Below are 21,327 nucleotides of genomic sequence, written 5' to 3' on the forward strand. Positions count from 1 at the left end.
AGATGAATCAATGAAAAACTCATCTTCTGATGAAGTAGCTACATTGACTTTTTCCAGTATACTGGCTGATTTCAATCGATCTACTGATAAACAGTCCGATGAATTACCTGATTGTTCTTTAGACGCTCCGGCCTACGCAGAAATTTCTCTGGTGTATGGTGCCGGTGCTACTACTGTTAATACCACCGTGGGTATAAAGTCTGACGCAGACGGTCTCTTTACAGAATATAGTGAAGACCTCGAAATCCCAATTCCTTCCGGCGAAGACTGGGTAGCAGTTAGTCTGAACTCGTTTGAAGTGTATAATGAGGGAGGTACACTCATCTGGAAAGCTCCTATGGAAGGAAGTGATTATGAGGATTTTGTTACTGATGCACTTCCAATCAACTTTGACCTAAGAGCAGGAAGCAAAAATTATCAGGATGTTGAAGTTCTTTGTTTCGATGACCGTATGGTAAACCGCTATGGATATCAATTCTTTGATATTACTCCACAAGAGTTAAGAGAACTTTGTTTCTTTGCCAATTATTGTTCCGACCTGGGCAGACACTATGTAGCTAACTATGACCTGGATCTGTGGTATTATGTTAATGAAGAAGTGCAAGAAGTACTTTATTCTGGCAGGCCACTTGAAGCCTATGGCATGGATGGAGAAGTTTATTATGCAGATCCACTATGTTTGGCAATTCCAGAACCACAAATGGGAGAAGGACCAAATGATCCTTATTTATATTATGAAGTTACCCTTACCCCATGGGAAGGAAATTATGACTTCCCTGGAGAAACAGTAACAGCTTCAGGATTCCTTACCTGGAATGATATAGTAAGTCTTCTTGATACTGATGAGGATGGAGACATTGGTAATAATTCTGATGCATTCTACTGGCACGTATTCCTAAACTGTGACGACGACGACGGTGGAAACGGTGGAGGTGATTGTCCCGAGGGTCAGGATCCAGACGGAGATGGAGTCTGTGGGGAAGCCGATAACTGTCCAAACACTTCAAATCCTAACCAGGATGATTTTGATGGTGATGGTGTAGGTGACGCTTGTGATCCTGATATTGACAATGATGGTGTTATGAATGATGCTGATGAATGTGATTTTCAAGTAGGTCCTATAAGTAATAATGGTTGTCCAGAAACCGGTGGCTGCGAACTTGATGTTGCTTGTGAATTAGACACTTCAGGAGGTCTTGCCCAAGACTGTTATTATACTGAACTAGAAGGTGCAGTGGACGGCTGGTTAAGAATTGACAGTGCTGATGATTGGGCAGATCTTGATTTAGTTGTTGATTTTGGTGGACTTAGTGTTGATCCAGTAATTGATGTTGACATGTCTCTTTCCAACAATGTTATAGGAATAACTCTAGATACTCCTTATGCTGAGCAGGATGAAATCAGTGCATACGCAATAGAAGTTCGACCATCTGTTGAAGGTGGAGCAATGAGCGATACCTGTTGGGAATCTTCTTGTGCTAATGTAGTTGGAGAGGATAGATTTGGTCCAATAACAGAGACATTTGATGGTTATCAATATGATTATCCATTCTATGTAAGAATAGATGCAACTTTCTGTTCTACACCTGTTAATTAGTTCTTACCATTAATTTAATTACCGTCCCATGGTTGGTATCAACCATGGGACGGTTTTTTAATGAATCAGAAATTTGGGAAAAGCCCGGAATATATTTCCGGGCTTTTACTTTATAACAGACTGGGCACAACTGTGTTTTCAGTTTTTGTTAATTATTTAGTTTATCCGAGATTCTTCGGTTATTATATTTTTCACATAAATACTTTCCTTGTTAATTTTTTTACTTTGTCTGATCTACCACGGCAAATGGGGAATTTAACATTTAAATACCTTTATTTCAGAGTGTTAAAGTTTTCAAAAAGTTTCTTAAATATAAAATAATATTTACTTTTAACCCTGTTGAGAATTTGGGTTGAATTTGTTGAGGTTGATGAGGTTTAATAAATATAATACATTCTCTTCTTCTGATTTAAGGTTCGTTAAAAATCTCATAAATCTGATTTTGGCACAGTTATTACATTAGAACAGAAGAAATAAAAAATTTAAGAATTCTTTTTGAAAATTGAAGCGAATGATTAACACTGAACTTAATTCCAGCGAAAATCTAAATAAAAACATAAACCCTAGTGCTGTCCCAAATGGCACTGGAATGTTTAAAATTAAAAACCTACTTATGAAAAGAACTAAATTGATTTATCTCCTACCGGTTTTGGCTTTAACGGCTTCCTGTAGTAAAGATCCAGTTGAGGATTACGAAGAAACTGGTGCCTTAGAACCCGTTGAGATCTCGTCCAGTGATGAAATGGCAGAACTTGCCAATCCCGCCCTGGGGAATGTAACAGAAGTTTATTTTGCAGGACAACAACTTACAGTTGAGGAATTTGGAGGAGAATATATTTATCAGGGTGATATAATGTTAGCTCCTGATATGGTTTCACAAGAACCAGTTAAATTAGTTTATGAGAAGGATGAAACCCCACCTGCTAACAAAAGTGTAGGTAGAACTTCCGGAAGATGGCCGAATAATACAGTGTATTACGCTATTGATGCTAACTTAGATAACAAAGCCAGAGTTTATGATGCTATAGCTCATTGGGAAAATAAAACCAATATTGATTTTGTGGAAAGAACCACTCAATCCAATTATGTATATTTTGTTAGCGGCTCCGGTTGTTCCTCCTATATAGGAATGACAGGCGGGAAACAGAACATTACTCTCGCGAGTGCCTGTACCACTGGAAATGCTATACATGAAATAGGTCATGCCATTGGTCTTTGGCACGAGCAAAGTAGAGTTGACCGGGATAATTCTATTACCATTAACTATAACAATATCCAAAGCGGTAGAGAGCATAATTTCAAAACTTACGCAGAACAAGGATATGATGGAGATGAGTATACCAGCTCTTTGGACTTTGGTTCCATTATGATGTATGGTTCTTATTCTTTTTCAAGTAATGGTCAACCAACAATCGTAAAGAAGGATGGAAGCACATTTAATATCCAAAGGAATGGTCTTTCATCTGGGGATGTAACCGGAGTGAATAATATGTATCCTTACTCTTCATCAGGAAATACTACCACTACCACCCCTGAACCTATTTATGTAAACGGTGAAACCTATCTCTTGTATGGTATATGGGTACTCCGTAAAAACGATTCCTGGTTTTTCTACTCAAGAACCTATGGATGGAAAGAAGTTATCTTAAGAGGTAGTTACTGGTACTATAGATAAGATATTAATTACAGAACAAAAACCCGGCTGCCCCGCCGGGTTTTTTTATGCCTAATAGCCAACTGCGGTATCATCGCCCCGCCTGTCTGCGCCTCCTTCCAGGCTGCCATTTGGCAATCGTAGAATAGCATCTACTTTCCCCAGGATGCGGGAGTTCCTTTCATTGACCTGGTAGCCTTTTGATCTCAAGCTATCCAGTAGTTCTTTATCGAACAATTTTGGTTCAAAGACCACCTCATCAGGGTACCACTGATGGTGAAAGCGTGGGGCATTTACAGCCTCCTGCATTCCCATGTCAAATTCCACTACGTTCAAAATGGTCTGCATAACTGAAGTAATTATTGTAGATCCTCCCGGTGAACCCAGCACCATAAAGAGTTTTCCATCTTTTTCAACGATAGTCGGGGTCATGGAACTCAACATCCGCTTTCCGGGTTCAATGGCGTTGGCTTCGGCACCTAATAGTCCAAACATATTGGGTTCTCCCGGTTTAGCACTAAAATCATCCATTTCATTGTTCAGAAAGAAACCGAGCTCTTCTACATACAGCTTGGACCCATAAGCTCCATTGAGTGTGGTTGTAACAGATACAGCATTACCCTGTTGATCAACAATAGAGTAGTGGGTGGTTTCCATGCTTTCATAACCCGGAATGTTGCCGTGATCTATTTCGGAAGATGGCGTAGCGTGTTCAAAGGTAAAGTCCTTCATTCGGTTGTGTAGATATTCCACACTAGTGAGGAATTGTGTGGGAATGTCCACAAAGTCCGGATCGCCTAAATAAAAGCTTCGATCTGCATAAGCTCTTCTTTCGGCTTCTGTGATTACCTGGATAGTTTTCAGGGAATTATGGCCAAATTTTTCAATATCATATGGCTCGATCATCTTAAGGATTTGTCCCATCACAATTCCGCCGCTGGAAGGAGGAGACATGGAAATGACAGAATAACCTTGGTAATCTATTTCGATGGGTTTTCTCCAGACTGCTTCATAAGAAGAAAGGTCTTCTAAAGAAATAATTCCTCCTCTCTCTTTTAAATAATCAACAAGGATTTCTGCAGTCTTACCCTCGTAGAATTCCTTTTTTCCATTTTGGGCTAGTCGTTCCAGAGTTCTTGCCAGTTGAACATTCCGAAGAGTGTCTCCTGCGGAAAAATTCCCGGCAAAGAGAATAGTGTCTTTATTGACTTTAATGAACATCTCCTGGTAAGCCTCCAAAGTCTTCTGCTGGTTCTCTGAAATTACAAATCCATTTTGGGCAAGAGCAATTACCGGTTCTAGGATCTGTTCCATAGGAAGGGAACCGAATTTTTCATGAACGGCAAAAATTCCCGCTACAGTGCCCGGAACTCCAACCGCTAATTCTCCCACCTGGCTTCTTTCAGGAACTGCATTGCCTTCCTCATCCAGGTACATATTCCGGCTGGCTTTAAGCGGAGCTTTTTCCCGGTAATCCAAGGCACCTGTTTCTCCATTCGCTTTTCTGTAGACCATAAATCCGCCCCCGCCAAGATTTCCGGCAAAGGGATAAGAGACAGCAAGTGCCATTTCAGTAGCTACCATCGCGTCAAAAGCATTCCCTCCCTGAAGGAGCATCGATAATCCTATTTTGGAAGCCTCTTCCCGGGCAGAAACGACCATGGCGTGTTCTCCAATTTCTCCGCGGATCTTTTGATCCTCAACTTTATGGGTTTCACTTGTCTTGCAGGAAAATTGTAGGGCCAAAAAAGCCAGTAGTAATAATCTCTTCATAGTTGATTTTAAATTTGTTGTCTCCTGTTAAGGGAAAAGGTAATGAGCTCCGGAAAAAAAGTAGTGAACTCTGCTTTAAACTCTTCATAATGATCTTCAAGATCAAAAATTGCCATGTCCATTTTTCCCTTTTTTTGAGTCCGGATATTCATCTGCCGCAGAATGTCACCAATTCCTTCTTTTGAAGCATAACTGAGCAACCAGTTCTCTTTCTTCATGTAAGGCAGGAATCGTTGAATGGGTTTGGGAAGTAAAGCATGTTTTTTTTCCAGTAGCCCGTAAAAATCGCTTATAAACTTCTCCAGGGGAATATCTGAATATTGTTTCCAGTTCGAAGCAAGAAAGTGATCGTAGAAAATATCAATGATCACTCCGCTGAAATGCCGGTACTTCGGAAATAATCTTGAGGTGCTTTGACGTACAATTGGATGTGTATCTGTATAAAAATCAATTGCCCTGTGAAGTAATATTCCTTTCTGAACATCCTGAGGAAAGTTGAGGTATTTTTTCCCTTTTACAGAGTCTGCAATAAAATTCCCTATGATGATGTCTTCATTTTTTCCGGAGAGGTATATATGGGCAAGAAAATTCATTCAGGGCTAAGGTAACAATTAGTGTGTTTAATATTTGTTAACGTTTGTTCCTGCCTTTATAGGCTTGTATATTTGTGGCTGAGCATCAGAAGCAGTTTTCTTCTGATGAATTTGCTAACTAAACGATCAAAAATGACATTAATAAAATCTATTTCAGGAATTCGCGGAACGATTGGAGGAAAACCTTCAGAAAATCTTACTCCCATAGACGCAGTAAAATTTGCTGCCTCCTACGGCACCTGGTTATCCAAGAAGAATTCAGGCGCGGCTGTAAAAGTGGTGGTTGGAAGAGATGCACGTATTTCCGGAAAAATGATCCAGGAACTGGTTATGAATACCCTTGTGGGTCTCGGTATTGAAGTAATAGACCTGGACCTTTCTACCACACCCACGGTTGAAGTGGCAGTGCCAATGGAAAAAGCCCACGGAGGAATAATTTTGACCGCGAGTCACAACCCAAAACAATGGAACGCCTTAAAACTTTTAAATGAAAAAGGAGAGTTTTTGAGTGGGGACGATGGAGCAGAAATCTTAGACATTGCAGAAAGGTCAGACTTCAATTTTTCAGAAGTTGATTCCTTGGGCAGCATCAAACAAGCTACTCATTATATAGATACTCATATTGAAGAAGTCGTAATGCTCGACCTGGTAGATGCGGAAAAAGTTGCGGAAGCAAATTTTACCGTGGCAGTTGATGGAGTGAATTCCACAGGAGGCATTGCAGTTCCAAAGTTGTTAAAGCGCCTGGGAGTAAATGTCATTGAATTATATTGTGAACCTACCGGGCACTTTCCGCATAACCCCGAGCCTTTAAAAGAACATCTTACTGAGATCTGCAAGTTGGTTAAAGAAAGAAAAGCTGATCTTGGGATTGTAGTAGATCCTGATGTGGACAGGTTGGCATTTATAAGTGAAGACGGAGAAATGTTTGGAGAAGAATATACCCTGGTTGCTTGTGCAGATTATGTATTGAGTAAAACTCAGGGAAACACCGTAAGTAATCTTTCTTCTTCCCGCGCTCTTCGCGATATCACCGAAAAACATGGCGGCACATATAAAGCCAGTGCAGTAGGAGAAGTTAATGTGGTTCAATTGATGAAAGACACTAATGCCGTGATTGGAGGAGAAGGAAATGGCGGGATCATCTATCCCGAACTTCATTACGGGCGTGACAGTCTCGTTGGAATAGCTTTATTTTTGACCTTTTTGGCTGAGAAAAAAATGAAGGTCTCAGAAATCAGGAAATCCTACCCTTCTTATTTTATGAGTAAAAACAAAATTGAACTCACTCCGGAATTGGATGTGGATGAAATTTTAAGAGAGGTAGAGAAAAAATATTCTCAGGAAGAGATCACGACTATAGACGGAGTAAAAATAGATTTTGAAGACCACTGGGTACACCTTCGAAAATCAAATACTGAGCCTATTATCAGGATCTATACAGAGGGAAAATCTCAGGAGAAAGCAGATGAGGTCGCTCATCAAATGATCTCTGAAATCAAGGAGATCGCTAATCTGCCTTAATTACCACGGCTTCGTGAGGGATGGGAGCATTTCTATGCTTCCATCTTTTATGGGTCCACAGGTAATACTCCGGCGCCTTTCTAATTTGAGCCTCCAGTTCTTCAAAATACCTTTTAGTAATGTAGTGAGGTGGTTCCTGGGCAGGTTCGTAGGAGATTGGGATAAAGGTAGCCACGTAATAACCTCTTTTGACCTTCTCAACATGAAGGTATACCACTGCGATATCCAGGTTGCGTGAAAGTTTTTCGGTACCCGTAAAAACCGGCACATCTATTCCCATGAATTCAGCCCAAACTTTCGTCCTGTATAACTTTGGAGATTGATCGGCAATCATGGCATAAACCCCCAAAGTTCTGTTCCGTTCATTATCAGTGATGACTTTAGTAGCCTGGGTAGTGGGAATAAGGGTGCCATCATACCTGCCCCGAATATCCTTTACCAGTTTATCAAAGTAGCGGTTCTTAATTTTTTTATAGATCCCGAAAGCGCCATAATCCAACCCATAAAGTTGTATAGCATTCATCCACTCATAGCTGGCATAGTGACCGCAGGCAACAATGATACTCTTATCCATCTCCCTGATCTTCACAACCTCCTCAAGATTGGTAAATGCAAACCTCTTTTTTAACTCCTCCTTAGAAATAGAAATGCTTTTGATCATTTCGAGAAACATGTCCACCATGTGGCGGTAAAATTTTTTGCTGATCTGCTTTATTTCGGCAGATGACTTTTCAGGAAAAACAAGTTCAAGATTTTCTCTAACCGTCTTTCGGCGATACCTGATAATATGATAAACCAGAAAGCAAACTCCATCTGAAACCAGGTAAAAAAGCGGAAAGGGTAAAATGGAAATAAGCCAGAGCAGGGGGTAAGCAAGCCAATAAACAATACGCTGCATGCACAGAAAATTTCAACAAATATATGCTATATTTGGCACTAAACGTAACTGTAGATGGGAGATTTGAACATTGTGACCCTTATTGTAATTGCATTGAATGTCATTGTTTCCTTTAAAGGTTTCAATGATTTTTCATTTTTTGAAAAGTACAAATTCAATTCAGCAGCGGTAAAGAGAGGGGAGAAGATCCGCATATTTTCTTCCGGATTTCTGCACGTAGATACAGCCCATCTTTTCCTGAACATGCTTACCCTTTATTTCTTTGCCGATGTGGTCATCGATTCTATGGGAGGCCTTGGATTCCTGTTGATATATTTTGCAAGTCTTATTTTGGGTAACCTGCTTTCCTATTACTTTCATCAACATGACTATAACTACAATGCAGTGGGGGCGAGTGGAGCTGTTTCAGGAATAATTTATGCTGCGATCCTTCTCTATCCGGACATGAGCCTGTACCTCTTTTTGATTCCGATACCCATTCCCGCATATGTTTTCGGGATCGGGTATATGTTATACTCCATCTATGGAATGAAAAGACAACTTGGAAACATCGGCCATGATGCACATTTTGGAGGGGCTGTGGGAGGATATCTGCTGACCCTCGTTCTTGCACCCTGGATCCTTTCTGCACATTTGCTTATGGTGATCCTGCTGGCAATTCCTATTATTTTGCTTTTTTTCCTACAGAGAGCCGGGAAAATGTAAGAATGGCATTGTAATTGCAAATTTCCTGAAAAAACATCTACTTATTATGAAAAAATTACTTTTTGTCGTCTTCTTTTTCGCTTCTTTAGGATTATTTGCACAGCAAAATCCTGCCCTTATCACCGTCACCGGAAAGGGAACTGTGAATGTCACTCCCGACAAGGTTCTCATTAAAGCCCGTGTAGAACATACCGGCAAATCAGCTTCCGAAGTTAAAGCTCAAAATGATAAGGTTGTAAATGACATTATCAAGTACCTCAAGTCCCAAGGTATCCCTTCGAAGAATTTTCAAACCGAATATTTAAACCTGAACAAGGACTATAATTATAACACGAAAGAAACCTTCTATTCAGCTAATCAGGCAATTTCAATTCAGCTTAACGACCTAAGTAAGTATGAAACCTTGATGGGTGGCCTTTTAAATTCCGGCCTTAACAGGATCGACGGAATTCAATTCCAGACTTCCAAAAGAGAAAAGCTGGAATCTGAAGCGCGAAAAAAGGCGGTTTTGAATGCCCTTGAAAAAGCTAAAGAATATGCAGGTGCCCTTGGTCAGGAGGTTGGAAAGGCTCATTCTATAAGTGAAATGGACAACGGAAATTTCCCTCCTATGTATCGTGCTCTGGAAATGCAGGATTCTGCAAGTTCAAAGCAGGAGACTATTGCTCCGGGAGAAATGGAAGTCACGGTTAAAGTGAATGTGAGCTTTCTTCTAAAATAAATTCCTTCAGATAAAGAAATAAAAAAAGTGCCTTTTTTGAAGGCACTTTTTTTTTGCTATTAAAGTTCGGGTTTACTCGCTTACCAGTTCAGAAACCTTTTCTTCAAGTTCTTCTCCCCGAAGGTTCTTGGCCGCGATGTTTCCGTTCTCATCTAAAAGAAAAGCAGCAGGAATGGCTCTTACTCCATAATCTGCAGCGATAGGATCCTGCCAGAACATCAGGTTTGAAACGTGATTCCAGGCTCCCAGATTATCTTCCTCGATTGCCTGCATCCATTTCTCTTTTTGTCCGGGACGATCCAGAGAAACCTGGATAATGTTGAATCCTTTGTCATGGTATTTTTTATACACTTCAACAAGGTTTGGATTTTCTACCCTACATGGTTTACACCAGGAGGCCCAGAAATCTACTAAAGTGACTTTTCCCATAACATTTTTAAGGGCCAGATCTTCACCATTGGGTGTGGGAGCCGAGAATTCCGGAGCAGGACTTCCAACATCAGTTCTGCTGAGATTGGTAAGAGTTTCATCCAGCTGTTGGGCCAAAGAAGTCTCTTTTATCTCAGGATCCAGATTATCGAACAATTCCCGAAGTTTGGAAGCAGGATACATTTGTGTATTTACCATGTCCTGCAGAACCATAACAGAAACCAGGGAATTAGGATTCTTTTCTACAAGGGCAATTTTATTGCCTTTGTCTTCTTCCATAATCTGCTCCTGGTTTTGCTGAAGCGATTCAAGTTGAACAGAATCCATTTGGCTAAAAGCCTCTCTCATGGCAACCCTGTTCTCGCCCATTTTCTTGTTGGTACTTTTGATGGTCCCAAGGTAAGTGTACAGAATCTCATTGTCTTTTCCTCCGGTTACTTCGGAAGCATATATACTATCTGTATAGATCTTAAATTTTATTGGTGTATTATCGGCGATGTAAAGTATATTTCCACGCATTCCGTCGAGAGTAAGGAAGCTTATGGCAGGGGATTCTTTTTCGGGAAGATCCATTTCAAACTTACCATCGGTCACGGTTACTGTATCAACAGGAACAGTTTGAGTGTTGGTGTCATTCAATTCAGAAATGATGATCATTTGTCCTTCCGAAGCATTTTCCACAGTTCCGCTAATGTGGTAACCCTGGTCATTTTCCTGCTCACAGGAAGCAAAAAGGGCAATTAAACTTACTATTAAAATTTTGCGCATAATTCGTTGTTTTTTGCAAAAATAAACATCCTGTGGTTCTCCGTAGGCTATTTCCCATAAATTATTGTTAATCTATTAGGCTGGCACAGGCTTGGCGGAATAAATAATTATTTTTATCGATATGAAGAACCAAAAGGATTTTCCGCTCGACATTCGCATAAGCTTTCAAAAGATCATCGATAAGTACGAGCAACAACTTGAAAAGGAGACCAGTGAAATTTCAAAGGAATACATTCAGAAAATGCTGGACTATGTGTCTTCATTTTCGGCACTTTCCGAAGGTATCCAGGATCTAAAGGATATTGAGAAATACAAAGATCCCATTCGCATCCTCATGAAGGACCTTTTTCCCGAGATACTTTCAGAAAACCAGATCAAAGCTATTACGGTACCTTTTCATAACGTGATCTTCAATTCCACCAGCAGGTTCAGGCAGATCCTGGATCAGGCTGGAGAGGACTTTGTCCTTTCCATGCGTAACCTGGATGAAGACCTGGATTATATTTATGGATGTATCCTGATCCTCAATTTTCAATATGGTTATGAAATTGATTACTCCAGGCCTCTGTATTACGATATACCCGATGAAAATGGCATTTTAAGGCGGTATCGCATTGACCTCAATTCTGATTTTGTGGAGATAGAACCCACAGATGATTTCAAAGAGATCAGTAAAGATGATATCGATGACCTGCTTCAAAATATTGAGGAAATTGAGCTTTGGAAAGAAAAATTCCCTCCAAAAAGCTGGATTTTTAAAGGTTTTATTATCGTTACCCTTACCGATGTCACTGTAGACGACGCTATCTCTGACCTTAAAACTACGCTATTACAGCGAGATGCTTCGGGTGAGGAGGAGATGGCAAGGTTTGAACAGATCTTTAGGTCCATATATAACATTTCTGATCTTAGAATAGGATTTGCCATGTTCAATGAACAGGAATCCATTTTTGAAAGAATGGGGAATAAAGGAGTTCCCAGCTTTATTTTACATACCGAAGGGGAATGGGACTGTGAAGACGCCATTGGAAAAGAAGCTTGTGATGTGCTGGTGCGGAATCACAATTATTTCACGATTTCCAATGTGGAGAGTTTTGCAAAATCCACGTCAGATAATCGGCTGGCCAAAAACCTCCAGGAACGGGATGCCAAGAGTGTGATTTTAGCGCCTATTGCTAAAAATGGAAAATTACTGGGTGTACTGGAGCTTATTTCTTTCCGAAAAAATGAACTGAACAGTGTCAACGCCACAAAACTGGAAGATATTCTGCCTTATATAGTAACGGCTGTGGAACGAAGCAGGAGTGAATTTGAGAACCGGGTAAAAGCCGTTATTCAAAGCGAATGTACTTCGATCCACCCGAGTGTACTGTGGATCTTCGAAAAAGAAGCAAAGAAATTCATTAAAGACCTGGATTCTGATGGGCTCGCTTCTTTTAAGGATATTTCCTTTGAGGATATTTATCCTTTATATGGGCAGATAGATATAGTTGCTTCTTCTGAAGCCCGAAATGATGCCATTCAAAAAGACCTTCTGGATCAACTTACTCTCATCAGAGACATTATTGACGAGGCTGAGGCTATTGAAAAATTGGATATTTATGAGCAGGTAAAATTCCGAATAAAAGAATTTGAAGATGAATTGAAAGAAAGCCTGAATGCTTCAAGTGAACAAAAGGTCTTCAATCTTCTGCAGCAGGAAATATTTCCGGTAATGGAACACATTCAGAAGCAAGCTGAAGAATTAAAAGACAGGGTAGAAGCCTATCGAAAAAAGGTAAATTCTGAAAACGGTATTATCTACAATCACCGGAAGAATTATGATGAAGCCGTGCAACAGATCAATCGCACCATGGCGCGTTATATTGATCAAAAGCAGGTGGCTGCACAGAAGATCTATCCGCATTATTTCGAACGTTATAAAACAGACGGGGTAGAGCACAATATTTACATTGGAGCAGCCCTCACTAACAACCGCTCGAATCCTTTTGATGAGGTATACCTGTATAATCTGAGGCTGTGGCAGTTGAGCACCATGTGTGAAATGGAAAACCGGTTTTACCAGATCCAGGAGAATAATCCTCTTAAACTGGAAGCAGCTTCCCTTATCCTGGTTTATAATAGCACCCTTTCTATAAGGTACCGTATGGATGAAAAACAATTTGATGTGGATGGGACTTATAATGCCCGTTATGAGATCATCAAAAAAAGGATCGATAAGGCTAATATAAAAGGGACCGAAGAAAGGATCACTCAAAAAGGGAAAATTGCCATTATCTATTCCAGTCGCGATGACGAAAAAGAATATCTTCGATATATAAAATACCTCCAATACAAGAATTATCTCGGCCAGTCTGTGGAACTCTTAGAACTGGAAGATGTGCAGGGAGTAATAGGCTTACGCGCCATAAGAGTGGAGGTTCTATACCACGTGGAGGAGGAGAACGCTCCGGAGCAGGTTTTCACCTATGACGACCTTATAGAGAAGTTAAAACAGGTAAAAAGTAAGGATGAAACTGAGAACCGAGAGGATGATACCTACCATAAAGATAGTGTACGTAATTCGAAGTAACCTGTATTTGCGGTCAAGTACCGTCCCCAGGTTATAGAGGTCCTTCATCAAAGATTCATAAACAAAATCATGATCTTCCATTATTTCGTTCATAGCTCCCTCAAACTGTTCATAAGGCATTCTGTGAAAATTTCCGAAGAAGAGCAGGTTTACCTCCCGATTCTTTATCTGTTCCCTTGTGAATTCTCCACTTGTGACATTCGGTCTGGTGGAAAGAATAGAACCCACAATTGAAGCCACACTAAAAACGACAAGAATTAGGGTAGGAATGGTAAGACTTTTGTTTTCGGGAGCTCCTATTTCCGGAATGAGGTTCGATATGGCAAGAGAAATAATAATGGCATTTACAGATAACAGAATGTTTGCTTTTGTATCTGCAATGTCACTTAATTTTAAATGGTTGCGCATAGTGACTCTAAAAAGGGTTTGAATACCACGATCAGGGCTTTGATCTTTGTACTTGACCTTCAGGCGGGCTTTGACCTCTTCTTTAGCGAGCTTTTTCTTTGCTTTTTTCTCCTTTTTAAGCAAAGAAAGCAAGTTCTTATCTTTCTCTTCGCTCCAGTTATTTAAGGCGTAGGTAGTATAATACTGGTGTTTTTTTGTGAATAATTCGATGGATTGTTGGATCCATTCCTGGGTCGAGAAGTTTTTAATGTGCTGTAAGCGCAATTCCTGTCTCAGAAATTCACTGGTTTCATCAAAGTAATCTTTGGAAAGATGAGAGGTATCGGCGTCCTTGATGATCCTTTCCATTTCGTCCTGCGGGTCCACAACCATTTGAGTAGCTTCAATGCACCTCAAAACATCTGCTACAAGATCTTTATCGGCATTTTGCTTCTCCAGCCAGTCTTTTGCTATTGCAACACTTTTTTCCTCGTGACCCACATAAGTTTCGGTGTAACCGGTGTCGTGAAGCCAAGCTGCGAGGAGCACGGCTTCCCTTTGTTTAACACTTATTTGAGAGTTTTCAATTAATTCTTTACTACTTTTAACTACCCTTTGAGTGTGCTTGAAGTTGTGATAAATGAAGGTGTTTGGGAGTTTTTCTCTGAATAATTCCTTTACGAAATCTTCAGCTTTCTCAACAAGAGGTGTCATTCAGTTTTTGTTAGGTTCATCACCAAATTACAAAAAAAATCCCCCGATAAAATTGTATGAAGAAAAATAACAAATTTCTAACACTGATAGTTTTTATAGTACTTGCGGCTTGTTCCACTACTCAGAAAGCTAAATACAAGCAAGGCGAACCAACTTCTAACTTTGATTATCCCCAGGACAAGAAGATAGCCCGTTCCTTTTATCTACTTGGAGACGGAGGTTATTCCAAGCCGGGTGGTACTTCAGAAGGATTGTTAGCTTTTAAGACCTACCTGGATTCTGTTAAACAAGTAGGAAACTACACTATTTTCCTAGGTGACAATATCTATCCCGATGGAATGGAAGAAGAAGGCCATCCATTAAGGGAAAGAGCAGAGTACCGGATTGACGCTCAACTGGACGCAGTTGAAAATTACGATGGAAACGTAATTTTTATTCCGGGGAATCACGACTGGTACAATGAAGGTGTAGATGGCCTGGAAAGGGAAGAGGAATATATTGAAGATCAATTGGATGATAAAGATGTCTTTCACCCAAAGGCGGGTTGTGGAATTGAAAGTATTGATCTCTCAGATGAGATCCAGTTAATAATACTTGATTCTCAATGGTTTCTTACCAACTGGGATAACCATCCTACTATTAATGATAACTGCGAGATAAAAACCCGTGACGCACTTTTTCTTGAAGTTGAAAGTGAGTTAAAGCAGAATCAAACAAAAACTGTGGTTTTTGCCATCCATCATCCTTTGTACACCAATGGGGTGCATGGTGGACATTACGATTTCAACCAGCATTTATACCCGTCTCAAAAGAAGATACCTGTTCCAATTCTGGGCTCACTGGCGATGTTGATACGTACCAGTGGCGGTGTATCTATTCAGGATGCTCAAAACCTGTTATACAAGAACATGGTAAAAAGACTGGAAACGATTGCTAAAAGATGGGGTAATGTGGTGTTCGTTTCAGGACATGAACACAGTTTACAATACATTGAAAAAGATGGGTTAAAACAGATAGTCTCCGGCTCCGGCTCTAAATCTACCAGTGTTGGACTCGGCAGCGACGGACTCTTTGCTTATAATGGTCAGGGGTTTGCGGTCCTGGATATATTTGAAGACGGTTCCTCCTGGGTGAGCTTCTACGGAAGTGAAAATAAGAACCCAAAATTAGTATACCAAAAACAGGTTTTTGAAGCTCCTGAGCCGGTTAACCTTGATACGCTGCCTGATACCTTTCCACAGATTGTGGAAGCTTCAGTATATAAGCCTGAAGAGACTGAAAAATCTGAAGCTTATGAGAGTATTTGGGGAGACCGTTATCGCGAGATCTATGGTACCAAGATCAAAGCTGAAGTAGTCGACCTCGACACCCTTTATGGAGGAATGGAAGTCATTAGGGCCGGTGGAGGTCATCAAACACGGTCTTTACGGTTGAAAGATAAAAATGGCAGGGATTATAATATGCGGGCACTTAAAAAGAGTGCGGTACAGTTTCTTCAAACAGTAGCTTTTAAAGATGCCTCGGTAGAATCTGATTTTGAAAACACCTTGGCAGAAGATATTATTGAAGACTTCTACACTTCGGCCCATCCTTATGGTTTTATGGTAATTCCTACCCTTTCTCAAGCTGCCGGGGTGTACCATACAAATCCGAAGTTATATTACGTGCCCAAGCAAAAGGCATTGGGAATCTATAATCAGGAATATGGAGATGAGCTTTACATGATCGTGGAGAGGCCTGAAGAACATTATACAGGTTACGAATCTTTTGGAGCGCCCAATCATGATATCGAAAGTACTTCAGGGGTTTTTGAACGTCTGCGAAGAGACGAAAAATATTCCCTGGATGAGTCTGCTTATATTAGAGCACGGCTCTTTGATATGTTGATAGGCGATTGGGACCGCCACCAGGACCAATGGCGATGGTCCGAATTCGAAGATAAGGAGGGAAATCATCTTTTTAGGCCGGTGCCCAGAGACAGAGATCAGGTGTTTTCGAATTTTGACGGAGCATTTTTAGCGACCTTAAGAGGAGTATTAGGATTAGCCAAACAGTTGGCAACCTATGATGATGATATTAACGATGTGAAGTATTTTAATACAGCTGCCCTGGGGCTGGACCGAAGTCTTATTCAGAACATGGGCAGGGAAGAATGGATCGAACAGGCAAAGTATCTGCAGGAGCATGTGACTGATGAAGCTATTGAAGAAGCATTTTCAAAGCTACCGGAAGAAACCAAGGGCCAATCTTCCGAAGAGATCAAAAAACACCTGAAGGCCAGAAGGGAAAATCTGGTGGATATTGCAAAAAGATATTACGAGGTAGTAGCAGAAACTTCAATAGTTACCGGAACCGATAAAGATGACTATATAGAAGTGGAAAGACTTCCAAAGGGTCAGACCAGAATTACGATCTACCGGATTAAGGATGGTAAAAAGGCAGATATTGTTAATTCGAGAATCTATTATCCCGAATACACGAAGGAGATCTGGTTGTATGGACTGGATGATGACGATGTTTTTGAGGTTTATGGAGAAGGGGATGATCCAATACTTACAAGGGTTATTGGTGGCCAGAACAATGATATTTACCGTGTCAAAAATGGTAAAAAAGTGAAGATCTATGATTACATTTCCAAACCCAACACCATTGAAGAAACGCACGGAGCTAGAGTGCATCTTACAGATGATTATGAAGTGAACGTGTTTGACAAAGACCGGAAGATCTATAAGAAAACTTCTGTGATCCCGGCTGTTGGGTATAATCCTGATGATGGCATCAGAGTGGGTCTAAAGGCAAAGCAAAGCATATTTGGTTTTCAGCGGAACCCTTATACTACCCAACATTCTCTCGAGGCAGGCTATTATTTCGCTACTGAAAGTTTTAACGTGCACTACGATGGCGAATTTGCCAACATGTGGGGAAATTACAATCTCTTTGTAGGAGCTTATTTTACGAGCCCTAGTTTTACGCGGAATTTCTTTGGTTATGGAAATGAGACTGAAAATCCTGAAGACGAACTGGGCAAAGATTATAACAGGATAAGAGTAAGTACGATAGGAGGAGAGGCAGGTTTTGTGCGTCAAAGCCCCTTCGGAAGCTTCTTTAAATACACCGCTTCTTTTGAAGGAGTGAAAATTGCAGAAAGTGATGGGCGGTTTATTACGGAAGAATTTGCCGCAGATCCGGATCTATTTGAACGAAAATATTTTCTTGGGTTGGAAGGTTTGTATAAATATGAAAGTTACGATGATGTGCTGAACCCTTCTAACGGAATGCGGTTTGAATTAAAGGCCGGTGGAAAATTGAACACTAATGATACCGATAAATTTTTTGGCTACCTGGAACCTTACCTTGGGTTCTTTAGAGCACTGACACGTAATGATAAGCTCGTCCTTAATCCGCGGATACAGGCAGAAGTAAACTTTGGAGACGATTTTCAGTTCTACCAGGCAGCGACCTTGGGAGGCGATACGGGACTACGTAGTTTCAGATTGAACAGGTTTGCCGGTGAAAGTGCTCTTGCAACGGGAGCAGATCTTCGTTACAGTTTTGAGCAATTCAAAACCCCAATTCTACCTATTCAAATAGGAGTCTTTGCAGGTTATGATATTGGTCGGGTGTGGTTAGATGGTGAAAACAGTAACGACTGGCATGAAAGCTACGGTGGTGGATTCTGGGTCAACAGCGCCGAGGCATTGAGCGGAAGGTTTAATTTCTTCACAGGGAAAGAAGGACTTCGGTTTAGTTTCGGCTTTGGATTCAACTTCTAGGCTCTGAATAGCTATAAAATAAAGGGTTCCAAAAATGGCATTTTTGGAACCCTTTATTATTTAAGGAGAAACCTTATTCCGAAGTTTTCCCGTCGATATTTAATTTGTTGTTGAACTCCAACGTTCTGATAGGGAACGGGATATTGATATCATGAGCATCAAACGCTTTCTTGATCTCAATGATCGCCTTACTACGCGCAATCAAAATCTCGCGGTTAGTAGTGGCATTGGTCCAGAATCGCGCGACAAAGTTAATGGAGCTGTCTCCAAATTCTTTGTACATGAATTCAACTTCCTCATTATTTTTTGGAGGGAATAATTCTGAAATAGTTTTAAGAGTAAGATCTCTAACCATTTCAAGGTCTGAATTATAGGCCACTCCACAATCTACCATAACTCTTGACCTGGAAGTACGGGAGAAGTTCTTAAAGGGAGCATCTATTACCTGGGAGTTGGGGATCACCACGTAATTATTGTCAGCTTCCTTAATGACAATACTCCTGAGATTAATTTCTACCACCCTTCCGGCATACCCGTTATTTTCTATCCAATCGCCAATCTGTAGTTCCGGCAGAAAGCTTAAAAGAATTCCGGAGAAGGTATTATTTAGAGTACCCTGCAGTGCAAGACCAATAGCCAAACCAACCACTCCCGCACCTGCCAGAACAGAGGTTAATACCGTATTCAGGTTAAGCAGGCCAAGGGCTACAAAGAAACCAATGGCAATAACCACCACCTTCATGATCTTGATGGTGATCTCGCGGATAGAATCCTGTCTTACCTTAAACCTGAGCAGCCTATCGAGTAGTTTACCAAGATATTTGGCAGCTATAACAAACAAGGTGAATACCAGTACGGCCAAAATAAAATTAGGCAAACCCAGGATCAATGAATCCAGCCATTCGCCTAATTTTTCCCAGATTCCGGATATGGAATCGTTTATATTAAAGTTGTCTTCCATTTACTCCGGATTAGGCCGGCTGATTTTGTTCAGAAGTTTTCATTTTCCAGGCTTCTAACATCCAACTGGTTTTCTCCAGTTCCCGTATGTAAGCGCCAATGAGATCAATTGTTCCCTCGTCTCCGCCGTCACCGGCAACTTCAGCCACTTTTCGCATTTGTTTTAACAACAATCCATGGTCTTCAAGAAGGATCTTGATCATTTCAGAATCAGAAATGCCGGTACCGGTTTCTTTAATATTAGCTTTTTGAAGATATTCACTAAGATTGCTGGTGGGTTTCATGCGAAGGGTAAGTACCCTTTCGGCGATTTCATCTATTTTAATCTTTGCATCGTCGTATAGTTCCTCAAACTTCTCATGCAGATCAAAAAAATTGATCCCGTTCACATTCCAGTGAAAATTCCGAAGCTTTTGATAATAAAGATGGTAGTCTGCTAATAGAACATTTAGTTCCTCTACTGTTTTGGAGGTTTTGTTTTCGTCCAATCCTAAGTAACTCATAGTTTTTATTTATTGGTTGTTTGATTTGTATTCAAATTTAATATAACATGTAAGGCTTGCCAAAAAAATACCCATAAAATTATTTTATGGGTCTATTCTTTCTAAGGTCCAGCTTTTTCAATAGTTCATCGGAGATCTGACCTCCTGAGATGTCATATCCATCCACTAAAACCCCTTTTCGTCCTGTTGAAGTACTAATGGCATAAATAATGGCTTCATCTCCCGGATTAGAGGGTCCTTCGAAACGGTAGACTTCATCTACAATGAAATCCTGTGAAAGAAATTCTTCCTTTTCTTTACCCGTTTTTAGCTGGTGGTCGATCAGATTGAAATCCTCTTCATAACCTTCCTCCAAACGCAACATATTTAGTGTTTCTGATAGCGTACCTTTTTGTTTCATGATGTTTTTATTTAAACTCAGTTTAAAATACGTCTGAGGCGCGGCCTTTCCAAGAATAGCCGCTCATTTAGTAAAAATTTAACTTGTCATTTATTCTTGTCTTTCTTTCCAAAACTGAAGAAACTAAGGGGTAGGATAATAAAAATAAATAGATACCATCCTGTGATTAAGCCAATTATGGTAATAATGGCTGCTATGACATAAAACCAGTAGGAGTTTAGAAAATTCATTTCAACAACTTTTCCGTAATAATTTATAAAAAAGGGAGAAGTTTTCCGGAGTTTTACGAAAATAGTTTCGTTGGCTTTATTTACATTTGTGTGAATCCTGAAATATACTCCATGAAAAGCAGAATTACTTTAAAGGAACTAGCCAAGTTATTGAACGTGTCTGTTTCCACTGTTTCTAAAGCTTTAAACGATAGTCCGGAGATTAGTCCGAAGACCATTCAGCGGGTAAAGGAGCTGGCAGCCCTGCACAAGTACCGGCCCAACCCAACAGCAGTGAATCTCAAAAGCAGTAAGAGTGGGACCATTGGTGTAATAATTCCGAATATCTCCAATTCCTTTTTTGCCAGTGTACTTTCAGGAATTGAAGCTCAGGCTCAGAAAGAAGGTTTGCAGGTTATTACTTATATCTCCAATGAATCTTATGAAAGGGAAAAGCAAATATCCGAATTGCTGACATCCGGGTATGTGGATGGGGTTCTTATTGCGGTTGCCGAAGAGACCCAGCGAAAGAAGGATTTTGAACATATTCAGAATATCGTGCATTTCAATATTCCTGTTGTGTTGTACGATCGCACAGACATTGACGTTCCTGTAGATAAGGTAGGAATTGATGATAAAAAGATCTTTTTTGACGCTACCAGGTTATTGCAAACCTCCGGGGTCAAAAGAATTGGATTGGCTACTTCCATACATCATATGGGTGTAGGTAAGCGCAGGATTGAAGGATATAAATCGGCCTTACATTCTGAAGAGGATTTCTTTATAGCGAATTCGGCTAAGACAGAAAGCCTTCGGGAAAAGACAGAAAAGATCCTTGTGAAGGATAGGGTGGAAGCCTTGTTGTGCAGTGATTTTGAAAGTACCATGATGGCTTACCGGGTCGCCTATGAGAACGGGATCTCAATTCCAAAAGATTTGAAATTGATCGGGTTTATTAATAAAGAGGTTGCAGAATACCTGACTCCCTCAATTACTTATGTAAATCAAAATCCTGAAAAGATCGGTGAAAAGGCGATGGAACAGCTGCTAATGAGGATAAAGGGGAAGAAAGAAGGAAAAGGTGTGGAAGAAGTTGTATCCACAGAGCTGGTGCATTTGGAATCAACCAATACAGTATAAACACCTT

General features: G+C 40.4%; 16 protein-coding genes. 8 read left to right on the plus strand and 8 right to left on the minus strand.

Annotation, left to right across the window (positions count from 1 at the left end):
- Positions 1–10: 10 nt before the first annotated feature.
- Together ACNORC_RS11380 and ACNORC_RS11385 are read left to right on the plus strand one after the other, a co-directional pair.
- Positions 11–1,597: a thrombospondin type 3 repeat-containing protein gene (locus ACNORC_RS11380; RefSeq protein ID WP_418335766.1), complete on the plus strand. Its 1,587-nt coding sequence runs from the start codon at positions 11–13 to the stop codon at positions 1,595–1,597.
- A gap of 613 nt (positions 1,598–2,210) precedes the next feature.
- Positions 2,211–3,272: a M12 family metallopeptidase gene (locus tag ACNORC_RS11385; RefSeq protein WP_418335767.1), complete on the plus strand. Its 1,062-nt coding sequence runs from the start codon at positions 2,211–2,213 to the stop codon at positions 3,270–3,272.
- 51 nt (positions 3,273–3,323) lie between these two features.
- On the opposite strand, the gene ggt is transcribed toward ACNORC_RS11385, so the two are convergent.
- Both ggt and ACNORC_RS11395 read right to left on the minus strand, forming a co-directional pair.
- Positions 3,324–5,024 carry a gamma-glutamyltransferase gene (gene ggt, locus ACNORC_RS11390; RefSeq protein ID WP_418335768.1) on the minus strand — a complete coding sequence of 567 codons (1,701 nt, stop codon included), beginning with the start codon at positions 5,022–5,024 and terminating at the stop codon, positions 3,324–3,326.
- An 8-nt stretch (positions 5,025–5,032) separates the two neighbouring features.
- Positions 5,033–5,617, minus strand: a complete 585-nt coding sequence (locus ACNORC_RS11395; protein ID WP_418335769.1) for an acyl carrier protein phosphodiesterase — start codon at positions 5,615–5,617, stop codon at positions 5,033–5,035.
- A gap of 132 nt (positions 5,618–5,749) precedes the next feature.
- Here ACNORC_RS11395 and glmM point away from each other — a divergent pair, with 132 nt between their 5' ends.
- Positions 5,750–7,141: a phosphoglucosamine mutase gene (gene glmM, locus ACNORC_RS11400; RefSeq protein WP_418335770.1), complete on the plus strand. Its 1,392-nt coding sequence runs from the start codon at positions 5,750–5,752 to the stop codon at positions 7,139–7,141.
- Here glmM and ACNORC_RS11405 read toward each other — a convergent pair.
- Positions 7,128–8,039, minus strand: a complete 912-nt coding sequence (locus tag ACNORC_RS11405) for a lysophospholipid acyltransferase family protein (RefSeq protein WP_418335771.1) — start codon at positions 8,037–8,039, stop codon at positions 7,128–7,130. The two genes, glmM and ACNORC_RS11405, sit on opposite strands and share 14 nt — an antisense overlap.
- 54 nt (positions 8,040–8,093) lie before the next feature.
- Between ACNORC_RS11405 and ACNORC_RS11410 the strand changes: the two genes are divergently transcribed.
- Complete coding sequence (locus ACNORC_RS11410; protein WP_418335772.1) at positions 8,094–8,744, plus strand: rhomboid family intramembrane serine protease; 651 nt, start codon at positions 8,094–8,096, stop codon at positions 8,742–8,744.
- A 46-nt stretch (positions 8,745–8,790) separates the two neighbouring features.
- The gene (locus tag ACNORC_RS11415) at positions 8,791–9,465 is read left to right on the plus strand and encodes an SIMPL domain-containing protein (protein ID WP_418335773.1); all 675 of its coding nucleotides are present in this window, start codon (positions 8,791–8,793) and stop codon (positions 9,463–9,465) included.
- 72 nt (positions 9,466–9,537) lie between these two features.
- On the opposite strand, the gene ACNORC_RS11420 is transcribed toward ACNORC_RS11415, so the two are convergent.
- Entirely contained in the window at positions 9,538–10,662 is a 1,125-nt protein-coding gene (locus tag ACNORC_RS11420; RefSeq protein WP_418335774.1) for a redoxin domain-containing protein, read from the minus strand.
- Between the two features lie 121 nt (positions 10,663–10,783).
- On the opposite strand from ACNORC_RS11420, the gene ACNORC_RS11425 reads away from it, so the two are divergent.
- Positions 10,784–13,234, plus strand: a complete 2,451-nt coding sequence (locus ACNORC_RS11425) for a GAF domain-containing protein (RefSeq protein WP_418335775.1) — start codon at positions 10,784–10,786, stop codon at positions 13,232–13,234.
- On the opposite strand, the gene ACNORC_RS11430 is transcribed toward ACNORC_RS11425, so the two are convergent.
- Complete coding sequence (locus tag ACNORC_RS11430) at positions 13,151–14,335, minus strand: Pycsar system effector family protein (RefSeq protein ID WP_418335776.1); 1,185 nt, start codon at positions 14,333–14,335, stop codon at positions 13,151–13,153. The two genes, ACNORC_RS11425 and ACNORC_RS11430, sit on opposite strands and share 84 nt — an antisense overlap.
- Positions 14,336–14,391: 56 nt before the next feature.
- Between ACNORC_RS11430 and ACNORC_RS11435 the strand changes: the two genes are divergently transcribed.
- On the plus strand, positions 14,392–18,108 hold the full coding sequence (locus tag ACNORC_RS11435; protein WP_418335777.1) for a metallophosphoesterase: 3,717 nt from the start codon (positions 14,392–14,394) through the stop codon (positions 18,106–18,108).
- A 73-nt stretch (positions 18,109–18,181) separates the two neighbouring features.
- Here the strand turns inward: ACNORC_RS11435 and ACNORC_RS11440 are convergent, their stop codons facing one another.
- From ACNORC_RS11440 to ACNORC_RS11450, 3 genes are all read right to left on the minus strand, one after another.
- Positions 18,182–19,069 carry a mechanosensitive ion channel family protein gene (locus ACNORC_RS11440; protein ID WP_418335778.1) on the minus strand — a complete coding sequence of 296 codons (888 nt, stop codon included), beginning with the start codon at positions 19,067–19,069 and terminating at the stop codon, positions 18,182–18,184.
- 10 nt (positions 19,070–19,079) lie between these two features.
- On the minus strand, positions 19,080–19,571 hold the full coding sequence (locus tag ACNORC_RS11445) for a Dps family protein (RefSeq protein WP_418335779.1): 492 nt from the start codon (positions 19,569–19,571) through the stop codon (positions 19,080–19,082).
- 79 nt (positions 19,572–19,650) lie between these two features.
- Entirely contained in the window at positions 19,651–19,971 is a 321-nt protein-coding gene (locus ACNORC_RS11450) for a phosphoribosylpyrophosphate synthetase (RefSeq protein ID WP_418335780.1), read from the minus strand.
- Between the two features lie 341 nt (positions 19,972–20,312).
- Here ACNORC_RS11450 and ACNORC_RS11455 point away from each other — a divergent pair, with 341 nt between their 5' ends.
- Entirely contained in the window at positions 20,313–21,320 is a 1,008-nt protein-coding gene (locus ACNORC_RS11455) for a LacI family DNA-binding transcriptional regulator (protein WP_418335781.1), read from the plus strand.
- Positions 21,321–21,327 lie beyond the last annotated feature (7 nt).

The sequence above is a fragment of the Salinimicrobium soli genome (genome assembly GCF_048323655.1).
Taxonomy (GTDB): Bacteria; Bacteroidota; Bacteroidia; order Flavobacteriales; family Flavobacteriaceae; genus Salinimicrobium; species Salinimicrobium soli.